The organism is Franconibacter daqui (genome assembly GCF_014644275.1).
GTDB classification, from domain to species: Bacteria; Pseudomonadota; Gammaproteobacteria; order Enterobacterales; family Enterobacteriaceae; genus Franconibacter; species Franconibacter pulveris.
Window position 1 is genome coordinate 173,999 of the sequence record NZ_BMKJ01000003.1, and the last position, 17,234, is coordinate 191,232.

15 protein-coding genes and 1 other annotated feature are annotated in these 17,234 nt (G+C 54.8%); of the genes, 8 read left to right on the plus strand and 7 right to left on the minus strand.

Going from position 1 to position 17,234, the window contains the following annotated elements:
• The 4 genes from IEX01_RS13060 to ettA all read right to left on the minus strand — a co-directional run bounded on the left by IEX01_RS13060 (window position 1) and on the right by ettA (window position 7,018).
• Entirely contained in the window at window positions 1–2,022 is a 2,022-nt protein-coding gene (locus IEX01_RS13060; RefSeq protein ID WP_188724001.1) for a capsule polysaccharide biogenesis protein, read from the minus strand.
• 12 nt (window positions 2,023–2,034) lie between these two features.
• Window positions 2,035–3,705 (minus strand): polysaccharide biosynthesis/export family protein, encoded by a 1,671-nt coding sequence (locus IEX01_RS13065; RefSeq protein WP_024556397.1) that lies wholly within the window; start codon window positions 3,703–3,705, stop codon window positions 2,035–2,037.
• Window positions 3,706–3,722: 17 nt separating this feature from the next.
• On the minus strand, window positions 3,723–4,763 hold the full coding sequence (locus IEX01_RS13070; protein ID WP_373289687.1) for a capsule biosynthesis protein: 1,041 nt from the start codon (window positions 4,761–4,763) through the stop codon (window positions 3,723–3,725).
• A 587-nt stretch (window positions 4,764–5,350) separates the two neighbouring features.
• The gene (ettA, locus tag IEX01_RS13075; RefSeq protein WP_024559980.1) at window positions 5,351–7,018 is read right to left on the minus strand and encodes an energy-dependent translational throttle protein EttA; all 1,668 of its coding nucleotides are present in this window, start codon (window positions 7,016–7,018) and stop codon (window positions 5,351–5,353) included.
• 236 nt (window positions 7,019–7,254) lie between these two features.
• Here ettA and sltY point away from each other — a divergent pair, with 236 nt between their 5' ends.
• Window positions 7,255–9,189, plus strand: coding sequence for a murein transglycosylase (gene sltY / locus IEX01_RS13080; protein ID WP_188724002.1), 1,935 nt, complete (start codon window positions 7,255–7,257; stop codon window positions 9,187–9,189).
• A gap of 55 nt (window positions 9,190–9,244) precedes the next feature.
• Window positions 9,245–9,574: a trp operon repressor gene (gene trpR, locus IEX01_RS13085; RefSeq protein WP_024556393.1), complete on the plus strand. Its 330-nt coding sequence runs from the start codon at window positions 9,245–9,247 to the stop codon at window positions 9,572–9,574.
• On the opposite strand, the gene yjjX is transcribed toward trpR, so the two are convergent.
• On the minus strand, window positions 9,565–10,080 hold the full coding sequence (gene yjjX / locus IEX01_RS13090; protein WP_024556392.1) for an inosine/xanthosine triphosphatase: 516 nt from the start codon (window positions 10,078–10,080) through the stop codon (window positions 9,565–9,567). The two genes, trpR and yjjX, sit on opposite strands and share 10 nt — an antisense overlap.
• A 54-nt stretch (window positions 10,081–10,134) precedes the next feature.
• On the opposite strand from yjjX, the gene gpmB reads away from it, so the two are divergent.
• Window positions 10,135–10,782 carry a 2,3-diphosphoglycerate-dependent phosphoglycerate mutase GpmB gene (gene gpmB / locus IEX01_RS13095; RefSeq protein WP_024556391.1) on the plus strand — a complete coding sequence of 216 codons (648 nt, stop codon included), beginning with the start codon at window positions 10,135–10,137 and terminating at the stop codon, window positions 10,780–10,782.
• Here the strand turns inward: gpmB and robA are convergent.
• Window positions 10,779–11,648 carry an MDR efflux pump AcrAB transcriptional activator RobA gene (gene robA / locus IEX01_RS13100; RefSeq protein ID WP_024556390.1) on the minus strand — a complete coding sequence of 290 codons (870 nt, stop codon included), beginning with the start codon at window positions 11,646–11,648 and terminating at the stop codon, window positions 10,779–10,781. The two genes, gpmB and robA, sit on opposite strands and share 4 nt — an antisense overlap.
• A gap of 210 nt (window positions 11,649–11,858) precedes the next feature.
• Here robA and creA point away from each other — a divergent pair, with 210 nt between their 5' ends.
• Window positions 11,859–12,329, plus strand: coding sequence for a protein CreA (gene creA, locus IEX01_RS13105; RefSeq protein ID WP_024556389.1), 471 nt, complete (start codon window positions 11,859–11,861; stop codon window positions 12,327–12,329).
• 46 nt (window positions 12,330–12,375) lie between these two features.
• Here creA and arcA read toward each other — a convergent pair whose 3' ends face one another.
• The gene (gene arcA / locus IEX01_RS13110) at window positions 12,376–13,092 is read right to left on the minus strand and encodes a two-component system response regulator ArcA (protein WP_024551224.1); all 717 of its coding nucleotides are present in this window, start codon (window positions 13,090–13,092) and stop codon (window positions 12,376–12,378) included.
• Window positions 13,093–13,188: 96 nt separating this feature from the next.
• On the opposite strand from arcA, the gene yjjY reads away from it, so the two are divergent.
• From yjjY to thrA, 4 genes are all read left to right on the plus strand, one after another.
• Entirely contained in the window at window positions 13,189–13,329 is a 141-nt protein-coding gene (yjjY, locus tag IEX01_RS13115; RefSeq protein WP_049293858.1) for a YjjY family protein, read from the plus strand.
• Window positions 13,330–13,725: 396 nt separating this feature from the next.
• Window positions 13,726–14,412, plus strand: a complete 687-nt coding sequence (locus IEX01_RS13120; protein ID WP_188724003.1) for a tRNA/rRNA methyltransferase — start codon at window positions 13,726–13,728, stop codon at window positions 14,410–14,412.
• 210 nt (window positions 14,413–14,622) lie between these two features.
• Window positions 14,623–14,691, plus strand: a complete 69-nt coding sequence (gene thrL, locus IEX01_RS13125) for a thr operon leader peptide (protein ID WP_071788444.1) — start codon at window positions 14,623–14,625, stop codon at window positions 14,689–14,691.
• Window positions 14,630–14,747: a sequence feature (Thr leader region), on the plus strand. It overlaps the preceding gene by 62 nt.
• A gap of 24 nt (window positions 14,748–14,771) precedes the next feature.
• Window positions 14,772–17,234 carry a bifunctional aspartate kinase/homoserine dehydrogenase I gene (gene thrA / locus IEX01_RS13130; protein ID WP_188724004.1) on the plus strand — a complete coding sequence of 821 codons (2,463 nt, stop codon included), beginning with the start codon at window positions 14,772–14,774 and terminating at the stop codon, window positions 17,232–17,234.

The following is a 17,234-nucleotide window of genomic DNA, read 5'->3' on the forward strand; positions in this document are numbered from 1 at the left end:
TTAGCGATGCTTCAGTGAGGTGAGAGCCAGCAGTTCGCGCACCAGGCGCAGATAACGAGCGAGCGGCACCGGTGTAGGGCGCGCCCTGGCAGTAGCGCAAATCAGATAATCCACCGCGTCCTCAACGGCGATAACCTTTTTGCTGATAGGGTGGATATAGGTGGGGTAGGCGATTAGCGCCTGGTAAACCAGCGCATCGAGCGTGAGTATTCGGGTGCGCCTGGGAGAGCTAAAAGCATCGGTTGTCAGCCCCCATCCGGCATAGAAAGGCAAACCGTAGCAAAACACCTTTTTGCCGTGCAGCAGGCCTTCAAAACCACAAAGCGAAGTCATGGTATGGATTTCATTCGCCTGTCGGATGCAGTCGATAATATTCGCCTTTTCGGCGATGACATCCGCCCAGCGCAACGCTTCCCGCGGCGTGATAAGTCCAGGGCGATGACCGTAAGAAACATCCGGATGCGGTTTATAAACGATAAACGCATCAGGACGGACCTGACGCACGGCGCGTAGCAGCGCAAGGTTAGTCGTGATACCTGGCGCGCCGGTTTGCAGAGAAGCATCGTCTTCAACCTGGCCCGGCACCAGAACGACTGATTCTCTTTTTGCGTATTCAGGCAGCCGCCACGGCTCGCCGAAATTGTATTTACACAGGCGCGCCTGGGTAAGACGCAGGCGCAGGCGCTTCGCCCGTTGAGCTTCGCTCTGGTTAAGCTCGCTGTGTTGCAGCAGCGCCTCCAGGTCGCTTGGCCTGGTGGCGTCGTAGTAAATGCCTTGTTTATCCAGCACCAGCGAAAGCGGCGCGTGGAGGTCGCTGCCAAGGCCGACCGAGCGCAGAAAACCATCTTCCATACGCCAGACGGGCAGTCGCCGCGCGCTGGCCGCGCTTTCCCATCGCTGCTCGCCTTTGGTGCCCCAGACCACGCAAGCGGTCGTTTGCGGCCTGGCTTTGGTAAAACTCAGCCCGGAAAAAGGCGTTTTTAAAAAAGGCGTCAGAATCGCCCGTTTCCACAGGGTTAAGCCCGGCGCCCACAGTTCGCCAGCGCGCGTTGCGCAAAACTGGCGCTGACGTTGCAGATAATCAATGACGTCAAACAATGTACCGGGGCGGCCCGTAAGCGGATGGATGTAACGGCTGTAACGTAAGTAGGCGGCTACGAAAAGATGCTCCAGCGGCGCAGGCTGCCGGCGAGCGGCAAGCGTGGCGGCCTGGGGATGGCGGTCATCCGTCAGGCCCCAACCCGCATACCAGGGTTGTCCAAAGCAAACTACAGGTTTACCGGCAAGCAAAGCCTCAAAACCATAGTGCGAAGTCACAACATATACGCGCTGCACATGGCGAAGCAGCGAAAGCGGAGCAACCTCTTCGGCAATAATGCGTACCCGCGGATGCGCCTCGAGCCCTGTCAGATAGCCTGTTTTTTTACCGCACAGTACATCCGGATGAATTTTTACCCAGACCTTCGCCTGCGGGTTTTCCGCCAGCGCAGCCTCCAGCATCCGCCTGAAAGAAAGCGCATCGGCGTTGCCGTAGCGTACGGCCATATCGTTGCGAGTCTGATCGACTACCAGCACCGCTTCTTCGCTATTGTCGGCACGAAAGGCAGGCGCGTGGTTATATTTCGAAAGCTGATGCTTAAGGATAAGGCTGATAGCTTGCTTCGCCTCGGCGATGCGCAACTGGTTGCCCGTGTTATCCTGAACTAAGCGCTCAAGCGTGGAAGGACGGCTGGCGTCGTAATAAATTCCCTCTTCATCTACAACCAGCGCAAGCGGCGCTTCACCTGTTACCCCAGGGCGCAGCGAGCGAATAAACCCATCTTCCAGACGAATGACAGGCAGATTGGCAAGGCGACTTTTTTTCACAGCCCGTGCTGTGCCTGGTCGATAACCCCATACCGCAATGGTATGAATGTCTTTGGGTAAGCGCCTGTATAAACAGAGCTTCCGGCACTCCGTAAGAAGGAAACTGTCGAGATGGGGGATACGCCACATCCCCCTTGAGTAAATGCCTGTCGCCATAAACGTATCTGATTACAACGTCAAAATAACTTTAGCGGCAACGGCTAACTGATAAAGAATGGTGGAAATACCGCGAGAAACTTCAAGGTTTTTGGTCTCGTATTTCGGCAGTACCATCAGTTCATCGCCAGGCTGCATCTCATCAACATCATCAGCGTCCAGCGCTGCGCCATTCTGGCGGATCACAATGACTTTGGCATTACCCGACTTCTGCGTCATGCCGCCGCATTTATCGATATAATCCTGCGGATCCAGCCCTTTCTGCCAGCTAACGGCGTTCGGGAAGAGCACTTCGCCATGCACCATCACCAGTGACGTTTTCTCGGGAATCGTTATCACATCGCCATCTTCCAGCAGTACCTGGTCGAGGTTGCTTTCGTTAAGAACAACTTCGCCTTTGGGCACGACGGTGCGCGCTTTAGCGACAAAGCGGCTGACAAGCTGCGCTTCCTGCATGCGCAGACGCGCCTCTTCCTGGGTGGAAGACTGGGCGGAGAGTGAGGCTTGCTCCAGTTTCTGCAAGGCGAGATCCAGCATCTCTTTCTGCCTTATGGCGACCGATTTACGGTAAAGCTGGATGGCGCCAAGTTGCGACATCGCGTTCGGGCGGATCTTTGCCAGCACCTGACGCATAGAGGCGCCATAAGGCAACACCATGGCATGCTCGCCGGAGTGCGCCCCTTCGATCCTCACCTGAATCGTCCCTGCATACCGGTCTGAGCTTATCACCATTCTGTCACCGTCCTGCAGCGTACGCCCTGCCGCGCTGCTGATCGGGAAATACTCGCTCTGCTTCATCGCGCCTTGCTGGCGAATCAGGGTAACGTGCGTAGCGCCGGGCTTCGGCCGCGCCCATTTCAACGCCTCAGTGACCGGAATGGCGCCATCTTCAAACTCAAAGTCATAGCCGTTAAAGACATCCCCTTCAACGCTGAAAGTATGCTGGCGCGGCCCGACTACAATGGTGTCGCCCTCGGAAAATTGAGAAAGACCAAGGCTGCCGTTGAGCAGGAAATCATACAGGTTGACGTGCGAGCGTACCTTCTGGCCGCGCTTGACGGTGATATCTACATAGCTGCCGCGCTCGCTGTCCACGCCGCCTGCTTTGTTCAGGTACGAAAGCAGGGAATCGGAAGCGACGCCGCCGTACAGCCCCGGGGTGCGAACATAGCCTGTGACGAACACCTTCACCGGCTGCGCCTGCAGGAGCGAAGCGTAGACATTAACGTTCGCCTGATAGACTTCTTTTACCCGGTTAGTCACCAGCGTGTTGAGCTGGCCGTTAGTGATGCCTGCGACCTTCAGCGGCCCGACATTGGGCAAGAAGATATTGCCTTTCGGATCGACGGTCAGCGTGCCGTCGTAAACGAACGCGCCCCACAGACGCACCTGCACGGTGTCGCCAAGGCCAATGATGTAGTTAGGGTTGAAACCGATGCCCGTTCCGCTGTCGGCGCCCGGCGCCGTAAAAAGCTGCGCGCCGAACATACGGCTCAACGGTGCGGGCGCGGCGGGAGCCGGGGTATTATCAAACCCCTCGGCGCTGCTCTGCGTACTGGCGGCGGCCAACAAGGCCGGGAATGGCGCCGCGCCAGTCAGGGCAGGGTCTGCCGTGAGATCGACTGCGTTGACGCTGGTGGCCGTCAGCAGCAGGAAAAGCGTCCCTGTTTTACGTAATTTCATAACTATCTCTGAAAAAATCAGTTTCTGTGATCGTCCACAATGGACAGTAAAAGCTTGAGGGTGCCGTAAAGCAGGCCGCAGACTAAAAGCCAGCTTGCCAGCAGCCAGGGCACATCCGGAAAGCGAGACTGCTGGGGCAGTTGCGGCGAACTGATAACCGAAAGGCTTTTTAACTTGCGTGCAGCTTCAACGCGGGTTTTTTCAATTGCCGTCAGCGCAAGGCGATAAAGGTCGGTATCAAAGGCGACTTTGGATTTCAGTTCGTCGAAATCCGCCGCCATACGGTTGAGTTTGTCGCCTTCCGGCGCGGTAATGTTGCGCTGCTCTTTTGCAATCTGCGCCTCGACAGACGCAAGCGCGTTTTTAGCGGTAACGACCTGCGGAGCATCTTCACGCAGATAGGTGAGCAGGTTGCGCAGTTCGGTTTCGAGCTTAATTTTCTGCTCGGTCAGATTGTTTACCAGCGTATTGGCCGCCAGCGCCGTCGCCTGCGGGTCCAGCACGTTGTTGCTGTTCTGGTAAGCGAGCAGGGCGCCTTTGCTTCGGTTCAGCCGCTCGCTCGCCCGGGCCAGCTCCTCTTCCGAGAAACGCTGCTGATCGCGCGCGATGCGATGCGAAAGCTCGTTGATAAAGCGCTCCGCCTCTTTTAGCGCCGCCTGGTTGAAGCGCAGGGCGAACTCGGGCGTAAACCCCTGGGTTTGGATGGTCAGCAGGCCATTTTTATTATTAAAATTAATGGTGATGCGGTGGCGGTAGTAATCAAGAAACTCCTCCGCCGTGGCATTACGTGAAAGATGATAGAAAAAATCTAAGCCGCTTTCGCCAAAGGCTTTTTTAAAGTCGAGCTGCTTATCGAGAGTGGACAGCATATCCGGCGAATGCAGATATTCTTTCAGATAGAGCGCATCTTCAGAGGAGCTGGGATTCGATGCGCCCATCAGCAAGCCGATATTTAAGCTGGCGTTATCGATATCGCTAGCCCGCTTAATGGCGACTTTGGATTCGCTTAAGTACCGCGGTTGGCTGAAAATAACTAAGTAAAGCAACAGCAAAACCATGGGGATTAAAATAATTACCCGGCCCGTATAGTGTTGCAAAACAGCAAATATTGCCGATAAGCCTTTTTTAAAAAGCCCGGCTAATGAAGCGGTCAGTTTTTTAATGCGCATACGACTGTTGTGACTCGATTGCGGTAATGTCGAGAGGTGCTCTGCTATTAGCACACCAGTAACAATTAATGTGTGCTAACCTGCCAAATTTGGAACACCATCGGCCTTGATGAACGCTACTGGCAGCGCGTTTTAACAACGCCCTGAAGCGGCTATCCCTGTTATTCCTGTTATTCCTGTTATGGCTAAGGCTTATCACGAAGTGGCAATAGCGCGCTTCTGACCCAGCGAGGAAGTAAGGAAAAACTATAATGGCTCGTCTGTTTGTAGTCGAGAGAGCAGAACGTACAGAAAAGACAGGTGTATAATATAAATGTATTATTTTAGAAAAATATAAAAAAAGATGTTTAATATGTAGGAAAATAATTGAATGCTGCTTTCTTTAATTGAAATTAAATTCGCTATTTATTAAAAATAAATATCCAGACGAATTAGAACAGATAAAAAATGGCCTTCGCAGAGAAGGCCATTGTGATTTATTTCGCGATACGTTTGTACTTAATACGCTTCGGCTCCAGCGCTTCCGCGCCCAGCGTGCGTTTTTTGTACTCTTCGTATTCGGTGAAGTTACCTTCGAAGAACTCCACTTTACCTTCATCCTGGTAGTCCAGAATATGGGTGGCGATACGGTCAAGGAACCAGCGGTCATGCGAGATAACCATCGCGCAGCCCGGAAACTCCAGCAGGGCGTTTTCCAGCGCACGCAGGGTTTCGATATCCAGGTCGTTGGTCGGTTCATCAAGCAGCAGCATGTTGCCGCCCACCTGCAGCAGCTTCGCCAGGTGCAGACGACCACGCTCACCGCCGGAAAGCTCGCCAACGCGTTTACCCTGGTCTACGCCTTTGAAGTTAAAGCGACCAACATAAGCGCGGCTCGGCATCTCGGTGTTGCCGATCTTCATGATATCCAGCCCGCCGGAAACCTCTTCCCAGACGGTTTTACTGTTGTCCATTGCGTCACGGAACTGATCAACGGAGGCGAGCTTCACGGTTTCGCCAAGGGTAATGGTACCGCTGTCCGGCTGTTCCTGCCCGGACATCATACGGAACAGTGTGGATTTACCCGCGCCGTTCGGACCGATGATGCCGACAATCGCGCCTTTTGGCACGGAGAAGCTCAGGTCGTCAATCAGCACGCGGTCGCCGTAAGATTTTCGCAGGTTGCTGACTTCAACCACTTTGTCGCCCAGACGCGGTCCCGGCGGAATAAAGAGCTCGTTGGTCTCGTTACGTTTCTGGTACTCGACGTTGTTAAGCTCTTCAAAGCGGGCCAGACGCGCTTTACCTTTAGACTGACGGCCTTTGGCGCCCTGACGCACCCACTCCAGCTCTTTCTCAATGGATTTACGGCGAGCCGCTTCCTGAGACGCTTCCTGCGCCAGACGCTGATCTTTCTGCTCAAGCCAGGAGGAGTAGTTGCCTTCCCACGGAATGCCTTCGCCGCGGTCAAGCTCGAGGATCCAGCCTGCTACGTTGTCGAGGAAGTAGCGGTCGTGGGTGATAGCCACCACGGTGCCTTCGAAATCATGCAGGAAGCGCTCCAGCCAGGCGACGGATTCGGCGTCCAGGTGGTTAGTCGGTTCGTCGAGCAGCAGCATGTCCGGCTTTTCCAGCAGCAGGCGGCAGAGCGCGACGCGGCGGCGTTCGCCACCGGAGAGGTTGGCTATCTTCGCGTCCCAGTCCGGCAGGCGCAGCGCGTCTGCGGCGCGCTCCAGCTGCATGTTCAAATTGTGGCCGTCGTGAGCCTGGATAATCTCTTCCAGTTTGCCTTGCTCGGCGGCGAGCTTGTCGAAATCGGCATCCGGGTCCGCATACAGCGCATAAACTTCATCCAGACGCTTAAGCGCGTTAACCACTTCGGAAACGGCTTCTTCGATAGATTCGCGAACGGTATGTTCGGTATTGAGCTGCGGCTCCTGCGGCAGGTAGCCAATCTTGATGCCAGGCTGCGGACGCGCTTCGCCTTCGATATCTTTATCGATGCCAGCCATAATGCGCAGCAGGGTAGATTTACCGGCGCCGTTTAAGCCCAGCACGCCGATTTTAGCGCCCGGGAAAAAGCTCAGAGAGATATTCTTCAGAATATGTCGCTTCGGCGGAACCACTTTGCCGACGCGATGCATGGTATAAACGAATTGAGCCACGTTGCGACTTCGCCTCTTTTATCGTGATAAAGGTGTTTCCCAACTGCGGAGTGTAGCCTTTTTCCGTCGCTAATCCCAGCCAACAAGGCGTGCGCAAGCGCCCGGCGTGCAGGAGCGTGAGATGGGTAAAAAAGTGTCTGTAACGTGGCGCAACCGCACTACCCTGGTTAGCATGAAGTAATCGCCTTATCAAAGCGGCAAGATGCTGCGATGCCATTTCACTGTGAGGAGTTGTTGTGGGGAAAGCCAAACAGGTTGCCTGGCGGCTGTTAACGGCAGGGATGTGCCTGCTTTCGCTAAGCCAGGCTGCACGCGCTGATTCGCTGGATGAACAGCGCAGCCGTTATGCGCAAATCAAACAAGCATGGGATAACCGACAGATGGACGTGGTGCAGCAGTTGATGCCCACACTGCAAAATTATCCCCTCTACCCTTATTTGCAATATCGCCAGCTCAGCGATGATTTAATGAATCAGCCTTCGCTGACTGTCAGCCAGTTTATTCAGGCTAACCCCACGCTGCCGCCTTCGCGCACGCTGAAATCGCGTTTTGTGAATGAGCTGGCGCGACGCGAAGACTGGCGTGGGTTGCTTGCCTTCAGCCCTGAGCCGCCGGGCAGTACAGAGGCCCAATGCAACTACTACTATGCGAAATGGAACACGGGCGATGCGCAATCCGCCTGGGAAGGAGCCAAAACCCTCTGGCTGACCGGTAAAAACCTGCCAGATGCCTGTGACCGCCTCTTCTCGGTATGGCGCAGTTCCGGAACACAGGATCCGCTTGCTTATCTGGAGCGTATCCGGCTGGCGATGAAAGCTGGCAATACTCGGCTGGTGAATACGCTGGCGAACCAGCTGCCCGCCGATTACCAGACTGTCTCCAGCGCGCTGGTGAGTCTCGCCAACGATCCCAACAGCGTGATGACTTTCGCCCGCAGCGTCGGCGCTACCGATTTTACGCGCCAGATGGCGGCCGTGGCGTTCGCAAGCGTGGCGCGTCAGGATGCGGAAAACGCGAGACTGATAATCCCTTCGCTTGCGCAGGCGCAACAGCTTAACGAGGATCAAACTCAGGAACTAAAAGAGATTGTGGCGTGGCGCCTGATGGGCAACGACATCACCAGTGAACAGGCGCGCTGGCGCGACGACGTGATTATGCGTTCGCAATCCACTTCGCTTATCGAACGCCGCATTCGTATCGCGCTTGGCGCAGGCGACCGCAACGGGCTAAACACCTGGCTTGCGCGTCTGCCGATGGAGGCGAAAGAGAAAGACGAGTGGCGCTACTGGCAGGCGGATCTATTGCTGGAGCGCGGACGTGACGAAGAGGCGAAAACCATCCTGCATGCGCTGATGCAGCAGCGCGGTTTCTACCCGATGGCGGCCGCGCAGCGGCTGAATGAAGATTATCCATTGCGCGTCGATAAAGCGCCTGCGGTTAACGCCGCGCTCTTTCAGGGGCCGGAAATGGCCCGCGTGCGCGAGCTGATGTACTGGAACATGGATAACACGGCGCGCAGCGAATGGGCGAACCTGATTACCAGCCGTCCGAAGCAGGAGCAGGCGGCGCTGGCGCGTTACGCCTTTGATCAGCGCTGGTGGGATCTCAGCGTACAGGCGACCATAGCCGGTAAACTTTGGGATCAACTGGAAGAGCGTTTCCCGCTGGCGTACAAAGATCTGTTCGCCCGCTACGTCAGCGATAAAGCGGTTACGGCAAGCTACGCTATGGCGATAGCGCGCCAGGAGAGCGCCTGGAACCCGAAAGTCCGCTCGCCGGTGGGCGCGTCGGGGCTGATGCAAATCATGCCCGGCACCGCCACCCATACGGTGAAGATGTTTAATATTCCCGGCTATAGCAACGCAGGCCAACTGCTGGACCCGGAAACCAATATCAACATCGGCACCAGCTACCTGCAGTATGTTTATCAGCAGTTCGGTAACAACCGCATTCTGACTTCAGCGGGTTATAACGCGGGTCCCGGGCGGGTGCGCACCTGGCTTGGCAATAGTGCGGCGCGCATTGACGCGGTGGCCTTTGTTGAAAGCATTCCGTTCTCGGAAACGCGCGGCTACGTAAAAAATGTGCTGGCCTACGACGCCTATTATCGCTATTTCATGGGCGATAAACCGGTGCTGATGACCGACGCAGAATGGGAGCGCCGTTACTGATCCTCTCCGCTTTGTGCTATGCTGCCGTACTAGTTAAAGAGTATGGCAGCCTATCATGACCCAGCATTCTACCTATTCCGCGGCGCATGCCGAACAGAGTAACCAGGAGTGGCTTCGCTTCGTCGAGTTGCTGAAACAGTCGTTCGATGAACAACTGCATCTTCCTCTGTTAACGCTTTTACTCACGCCAGATGAACGCGCTGCGCTCGGCACGCGGGTGCGGATTATCGAAGAGTTGCTGCGCGGCGAAATGAGCCAGCGCGAGTTGAAAAACGAGCTCGGGGCGGGCATCGCCACGATTACGCGCGGCTCCAACAGCCTGAAGGCCGCCCCGCCGGAGCTGCGCGCGTGGCTTGAGCAGGAACTGCTGAATCATCAGCGATAAATCGCGTTGTGGAAAGGACTTAACGCGAGGATCACCGCTTGGTGATAAACGCTGCTGCGGGTGAGCTTGCCCCCGGTGAACACGCCGATTGCCCCTTCTTTGCGTCCCACTTCGTCAATGCCGGTCCAGGCAGACATTACCGGTCCCAGGGCTTCGCCCGCCCGCACTTTTTCCAGAATCACCGCAGGCAGCGGCAGCGTGGCGGAACGCGCTTCGCCACGTTGTTGCGCATTTTCAATCACGACCCAGCTGAAGGTGCTGTCGTCGTCGATGCCCGCTTCGATGGCGACCCAGAAATCGGCCTGCGGGCACGCTTGACGGGCATTGATGACGCGCTGACGCGCGCCGGTGCGTGTCTCGTGGCTGCCGAAGGGCTGTTCCGGAACGCCGCTCTCGACGTCCACAGAGGCGATATGGCAGGATGCTTCACCGAAAATCTCGCTAAACGCTCGCAGAATAGCCTGAATTTTGGCTGGGTTAGTGGTGGCGCAGACAACTTCGTACATAATCAACTAACACTCTGACGACTAAATTTCGAAGCAGTATAACGGATAAAAAGCATGTTACAGGTATACCTTGTTCGCCACGGTGAAACGCAGTGGAATGCCGAACGCCGTATTCAGGGGCAGTCTGACAGTCAGCTTACCGATAAAGGCGAGCGCCAGGCGTGGCAAGTGGGAGAGCGGGCAAAAACGCTCGGCATTACCCACATTATCGCAAGCGATCTGGGCCGCACGCGGCGCACCGCTGAAATTATCGCTAAGGCGTGCGGCTGCGATGTGCAACTCGACTCGCGTCTGCGTGAGCTCGATATGGGCGTACTGGAAAGACGCCATATTGAGTCGCTGACTGAAGAAGAAGAGGGCTGGCGCCGGCAGCTTGTCAACGGTACGCCGGATGGACGTATTCCGGATGGCGAGTCGATGCAGGAGATGAGCGAAAGGATGCATGCGGCGCTGAACGCCTGTCTGGATCTGCCGCCGGGAAGCCGTCCGCTGCTGGTCAGTCACGGCATGGCGCTCGGCTGTCTGGTCAGCACCATTCTCGGGCTGCCCGCTTATGCGGAGCGCCGGTTGCGTCTGCGCAACTGTTCAATTTCTCGCGTGGATTATCAGCAAAGCCCGTGGCTGGCTTCCGGTTGGGTGGTGGAAACGGCAGGAGACGTCTCGCATCTGGACGCTCCCGCACTGGATGAGCTTCAGCGCTAACGGCGCAGCGGAATCAGATATTCACAGCGTAAATGGACGGGGCGCTGGTTTGTGCGCGTTTCGCTTGCCGGAAAGTAACGCTCGATATCCAGGCCTTTACGGCGCGTGAGGCCCAGCGCGGGCATGCAGGTGCCGTAAACGGTCAGGATAAATTCCTGCAGCCCGGTGCCTGGCCCTTCGTAAGTAAACTGAACGTAATCGCCCCCTTCAAGCATGACCGGGTGGGCGTTTTGGATGTAGCCGTTTGCCAGTTCCGGTGAAAGCGCGGTGGTGTAAAAAACCTCCTGCTCGTCGTCTTTTTCGTAGCTTGGGCGTGATTCGTTCAGGCCGTAAAGTTCCGGCGGCAGCGTCGGGCAATTGGCGAGAAACTGCGTCCAGAACTGCACGCGCATTTCGTGGCGGAAATCGGAAATTTCTTCCAACGAGCAGGTGTAATTTTGCGTTAAGCCCACTAAAGGCGTCTGCGCAAGCGTAACGAATTTATGCTGCGGCGGCGTGAAATCGCCCAGCCGGATAGGCGGACAAATGCCGGAAGCATTCCAGTCCGCGGCGCGGCGGTAAAGCGCAGGGGTCAAAGAAAACTGTTTTTTGAAAGCGCGCGTAAAGGTTTGCTGCGAATCAAAGCGATATTGCAGCGCGATATCCAGGATAGGACGAGCGGTAAGGCGTAAGGCGACAGCGGATTTAGACAGACGACGCGCGCGAATATAAGCGCCAATCGCCTGACCCGTTACCTCTTTAAACATTCGTTGTAAATGCCACTTGGAATAACCCGCTTTGGCCGCCACATTGTCCAAAGAAAGGGGCTGATCCAGATGGCCTTCAAGCCAGGTAAGCAGATCGCGAATGATCACAGCCTGATCCATAGTTAATCCTCATCCTGAATGCGAGTGCCTTCGATATTAAGGTAGCGAATAGTAGCATTTTTTGTTCTTTTAGCATTGCGTGTTTTTTTTAACTGAATGTGCTTATCAGGTCCGCGCCAGCGCACATTTTTTGTAAAAACCTGATATTTAATACTTTTTCTATAAAAAGACGAATAGTCACTCCGATCAATTTTTAAAGATGGTAACAATATGAAATGTAAGGCCTTAATAGCGTCAGTTCTGCTTTTTGCTTTTGCCGGCGGCGTCCATGCCGAGGAAATTGGCTCGGTTGATACGGTTTTCAAGATCTTTGGGCCGGACCATAAAATTGTCGTTGAAGCGTTTGACGATCCGGATGTGAAAAACGTTACCTGCTACCTGAGCCGGGCGAAAACCGGCGGTATCAAAGGCGGGCTCGGGCTGGCGGAAGACACGTCGGATGCCGCTATCTCCTGTCAGCAGGTAGGGCCGATTGAGCTGAGCGAAAAAATCAAATCTGCAAAGGGTAAGGGGATCGTCGTTTTTCAGAAACGCACGTCGCTTATCTTTAAAAAGCTGCAGGTGGTGCGTTTTTATGACGAGAAGCGCAATACGCTTGCCTACCTTGCTTACTCTGACAAAGTCGTGGAAGGCTCGCCGAAGAATGCGCTGAGCGCGGTGCCGATTATGCCGTGGAAATAAAAAAAAGGGCGGATTAACCGCCCTTTATTGTTTTGCGCTGACAGGCTTATTCCTGCAGGTCGCCGCAGAAACGGTAACCTTCGCCATGAATGGTGGCGATGATTTCCGGCGTATCCGGCGTTGATTCGAAATGTTTACGAATGCGGCGAATAGTGACGTCTACAGTGCGGTCATGCGGCTTCAGCTCGCGACCGGTCATTTTCTTCAGCAATTCCGCACGGGACTGGATCTTGCCCGGGTTCTCGCAGAAATGCAGCATAGCGCGGAATTCGCTGCGCGGCAGTTTGTACTGCTCGCCGTTAGGGCTAATCAGCGAACGGCTGTTGATATCCAATTCCCAGCCGTTGAACTTGTAGCTTTCCACGCTGCGACGCTCTTCGCTCACTGTACCCAGATTCATGGTGCGGGAGAGCAGGTTGCGCGCGCGGATAGTCAACTCGCGAGGGTTGAAGGGTTTAGTGATGTAATCATCTGCGCCGATCTCAAGGCCCAGAATCTTGTCCACTTCATTGTCGCGGCCCGTCAGGAACATCAGCGCCACGTTCGCTTGCTCGCGCAATTCGCGCGCCAGCAGCAGGCCATTTTTGCCCGGCAGGTTGATATCCATGATGACCAGGTTGATATCATTATCAGAGAGGATTTGGTGCATCTCAGCGCCATCGGTCGCTTCGGATACATCATAGCCTTCTGCTTCGAAAATACTTTTTAACGTGTTGCGTGTTACCAACTCGTCTTCAACGATAAGAATGTGCGGGGTCTGCATGTTTGCTACCTAAAATTGCCAACTAAATCGAAACAGGAAGTACAAAAGTCCCTGACCTGCCTGGTACATGTCCCGAATTAACATGTCCGGCCTAATGTGACTAAAGTACGTAATTGCGTTCTTGATGCACTTTCCATCAACGTCAACAACATCATTAGCTTGGTCGTGGGTACTTTCCCTCTGGACCCGACGGTGTCAAAAACGGCTGACATCCTAACCACTTTAACAGCAACATAACAGGTTGAGACGCTGCCGACACCAAATAAAACTACGCTTCGTTGACATATATCAAATTCAATTGTAGCACGTTAACAGTTCAATGAAATCATCGTAGCGTATTCCTGACTTTAATTACATTCTCTTAATATCTCAGGCCGTTGCGCCAAATAATTAATAAACAATTCGCGATCTAATAAAATTGCCGTATTGCAGTCATTTTATCTATAATAAACAAAAGGATAACAACAAAATGCCGGGTTTATACGCCGCGTTTTTTTGAATGAAGTATCAAAACTATTTATGATTAATAAGGCACCGATTCGCCCGTTTATGTTGATCTAATGTAAATTTGCGCTGCGTATTATGTGACCTGTGCTGTCTTTCTGACCTGTTAACCTGAAATTGAGAAAGCTTATGCGTTTGCCTGTAATCCTGGTCTCTCCCGCCAGGGCTGAAAATATTGGCGCGGCCGCCCGCGCGATGAAAACCATGGGGTTTACCGAGTTGCGCATCGTCGCAAGCGAAGCGCACCGGGAGCCAGCAGCCCGTATAGTTGCGCACGGAGCGGGAGATATCATTGATAATATTAAAGAATTTGAAACGCTTGAGCAGGCGCTGGCCGATGTGGATTTTACCGTCGCCACCACGGCCCGCAGCCGGGCCCGGTTTCATTACTATGCCACCCCGCAGGCGCTTTTGCCTGTTTTAGCGGAAAAAGCGCAGTGGATGAATACGCTGGCGCTGGTGTTTGGTCGCGAAGATTCGGGGCTAACCAATGAAGAACTGGCGCTGGCGGATATGCTCACCGGCGTGCCGATGGTCGCGGATTACCCGTCGCTGAATCTGGGCCAGGCGGTGATGGTCTACTGTTATCAGTTAACCTCGTTAATGCAAACGGCGTCGGTTAAAGCGCAACACGCCGACAATCATCAGCTGCAGGCTTTGCGCCAGCGAATGAACGATCTGCTTACGCGTCTTGAAGTGGCGGATGATGTAAAAATGGCCGACTGGGTTCAACAGCGTCTTGGGCTGCTTGAGCAACGCGACACCGCAATGTTGCACAGATTGCTGCATGATATTGAAAAAAAGCTCGCCGGATAAAACGCCTTATAAGTTTTCTGTATTGGTTTTATATGCTGGATAAGCGTAGCCAATGACAACGGAACAGGATGAAAGGAGACGGTAAGGCAGCGCAACGGCGGATATTTACGACCGGTGCGTAAATGAAATATTCATTGACTTGCCGCAGCCAATACTTTAACCAATAGAGCACTAACACAAGAAAGTCCTGATTAAGAGCACACAACATCCATGATTCGCATCAGCCTGATTACCACAATTATTACCACCACCATTACCACAGGTAACGGTGCGGGCTGACGCGTACAGGAAATACTGAAAAAAGCCCGCACCTGAACAGTGCGGGCTTTTTTTTCGACCAAAAATCAAGAGGATCCACCATGCGAGTGTTGAAATTTGGCGGTACATCAGTGGCGAACGCGCAGCGGTTTCTGCGCGTTGCCGATATTCTGGAAAGTAATGCCAGACAGGGGCAGGTGGCGACCGTGCTCTCTGCCCCGGCGAAAATTACTAACCATCTGGTGGCGATGATTGAAAAAACCATTAGCGGCCAGGATGCACTGCCGAACATCAACGACGCTGAACATATTTTTGCCGATCTGCTTAACGGCCTTGCCGAAGCGCAGCCTGGGTTTCCGCTGGCTCGTCTGAAGGCGGTGGTCGACCAGGAATTCGCTCAAATCAAACACGTTTTGCACGGCATCAGCCTGTTGGGGCAGTGCCCGGACAGTATCAACGCCGCGCTTATCTGCCGGGGCGAAAAGCTTTCCATCGCTATCATGGCGGGGTTGCTGGAAGCGCGAGGCCATAAAGTTTCGGTTATCGACCCGGTCGAAAAACTGCTCGCCGTGGGGCATTACCTTGAATCTACCGTCGATATTGGCGAATCAACCCGCCGCATCGCCGCCAGTAAAATCCCTGCGGATCATATGATCCTGATGGCGGGCTTTACTGCTGGCAATGACAAAGGGGAACTGGTCGTGCTGGGCCGTAACGGCTCTGATTACTCCGCCGCCGTGCTGGCCGCTTGCCTGCGCGCCGACTGTTGTGAAATCTGGACCGACGTGGATGGCGTTTATACCTGCGACCCGCGTCAGGTGCCGGACGCCAGGCTGCTGAAATCCATGTCTTATCAGGAGGCGATGGAGCTCTCTTACTTCGGCGCCAAAGTGCTTCACCCCCGCACCATTTCCCCCATCGCCCAGTTCCAGATCCCTTGCCTGATTAAAAACACCGGTAACCCGCAAGCGCCAGGCACGCTGATTGGCGCGACCAGTGACGAAGATGGCCTGCCGGTAAAAGGCATCAGCAACCTGAATAACATGGCGATGTTTAACGTCTCCGGTCCCGGCATGAAAGGCATGCCCGGCATGGCGGCGCGCGTCTTCGCCGCGATGTCCAGCGCGGGCATTTCCGTCGTGCTCATTACCCAATCTTCTTCGGAATACAGCATCAGCTTCTGCGTACCGCAAAGCGATAGCGTGCGGGCGCGTAAGGCGCTGGAAGAGGAGTTTTATCTGGAGCTGAAAGAGGGGCTGCTGGAGCCGCTTTCCATCATGGAGCGTCTGGCGATTATTTCTGCTGTAGGCGACGGCATGCGCACGCTGCGTGGCATTTCCGCGAAGTTCTTCGCCGCCCTCGCTCGCGCTAATATTAATATCGTCGCGATTGCCCAGGGCTCCTCCGAGCGCTCTATTTCTGTCGTGGTTAATAACGACGACGCCACCACCGGCGTGCGCGTAACGCACCAGATGCTCTTTAATACCGACCAGGTGATTGAAGTCTTTGTTATCGGCGTTGGCGGCGTGGGCGGCGCGCTGCTGGAACAGGTGAAACGTCAGCAGGCCTGGCTTAAGCAGAAGCATATTGACCTGCGAGTCTGCGGCGTAGCCAACTCAAAAGCGCTGCTCACCAATGTGCATGGTCTCGATCTGGAAAACTGGCGTGCGGAACTGGCGGAAGCGAAAGAGCCGTTTAATCTGGGCCGCCTGATTCGCCTGGTGAAAGAGTATCATCTGCTGAACCCGGTGATTGTCGACTGTACTTCCAACCAGACGGTTGCCGACCAGTACGCTGATTTCCTTCGCGAAGGGTTTCATGTCGTCACGCCGAACAAAAAAGCGAATACCTCTTCGATGGCGTATTACCATCAGTTGCGCCACGCGGCGGCAAAATCGCGCCGTAAGTTCCTTTACGACACTAACGTCGGCGCCGGGTTGCCTGTCATTGAGAACCTGCAAAACCTGCTCAACGCGGGCGATGAATTGCAGCGCTTCTCCGGCATCCTGTCGGGTTCGCTCTCTTTCATTTTCGGCAAGCTGGATGAAGGCATGAGCCTGTCGGAGGCGACCGGCATTGCACGTGAAATGGGTTACACCGAACCGGACCCGCGTGACGATCTCTCTGGCATGGATGTGGCGCGCAAGCTGCTTATCCTGGCGCGAGAAACGGGACGCCACCTTGAGCTTTCCGATATTGTGGTGGAGTCGGTGTTGCCGCAAAGCTTCGATGCTTCCGGCGACGTGGCAAGCTTTATGGCGCGCCTGGCGCAACTGGATGACGAGTTTTCCGCTCGCGTGGCGCAGGCCCGCGACGAAGGCAAAGTGTTGCGTTATGTCGGCAATATTGAAGAAGACGGCGTCTGCCGCGTGAAGATTGCCGCCGTGGACGGCAACGATCCGCTCTATAAAGTGAAAAACGGCGAGAACGCGCTGGCCTTTTACAGCCGTTATTATCAGCCGTTGCCGCTGGTGCTGCGCGGCTATGGCGCAGGGAATGACGTGACGGCGGCGGGCGTATTCGCTGACCTGCTGCGTACGCTCTCATGGAAGTTAGGAGTCTAA

What these genes read in the sequence shown, in the direction of transcription:
- IEX01_RS13060 (WP_188724001.1), bottom strand. Translation starts at nt 2,022, where the DNA reads ATGGCGACAGGCATTTACTCAAGGGGGATGTGGCGTATCCCCCATCTC.
- IEX01_RS13065 (WP_024556397.1), bottom strand. Translation starts at nt 3,705, where the DNA reads ATGAAATTACGTAAAACAGGGACGCTTTTCCTGCTGCTGACGGCCACC.
- IEX01_RS13070 (WP_373289687.1), bottom strand. Translation starts at nt 4,763, where the DNA reads ATGGTTTTGCTGTTGCTTTACTTAGTTATTTTCAGCCAACCGCGGTAC.
- trpR (WP_024556393.1), top strand. Translation starts at nt 9,245, where the DNA reads ATGACCCAGCATTCTACCTATTCCGCGGCGCATGCCGAACAGAGTAAC.
- yjjX (WP_024556392.1), bottom strand. Translation starts at nt 10,080, where the DNA reads ATGTACGAAGTTGTCTGCGCCACCACTAACCCAGCCAAAATTCAGGCT.
- gpmB (WP_024556391.1), top strand. Translation starts at nt 10,135, where the DNA reads ATGTTACAGGTATACCTTGTTCGCCACGGTGAAACGCAGTGGAATGCC.
- robA (WP_024556390.1), bottom strand. Translation starts at nt 11,648, where the DNA reads ATGGATCAGGCTGTGATCATTCGCGATCTGCTTACCTGGCTTGAAGGC.
- creA (WP_024556389.1), top strand. Translation starts at nt 11,859, where the DNA reads ATGAAATGTAAGGCCTTAATAGCGTCAGTTCTGCTTTTTGCTTTTGCC.
- arcA (WP_024551224.1), bottom strand. Translation starts at nt 13,092, where the DNA reads ATGCAGACCCCGCACATTCTTATCGTTGAAGACGAGTTGGTAACACGC.
- IEX01_RS13120 (WP_188724003.1), top strand. Translation starts at nt 13,726, where the DNA reads ATGCGTTTGCCTGTAATCCTGGTCTCTCCCGCCAGGGCTGAAAATATT.
- thrA (WP_188724004.1), top strand. Translation starts at nt 14,772, where the DNA reads ATGCGAGTGTTGAAATTTGGCGGTACATCAGTGGCGAACGCGCAGCGG.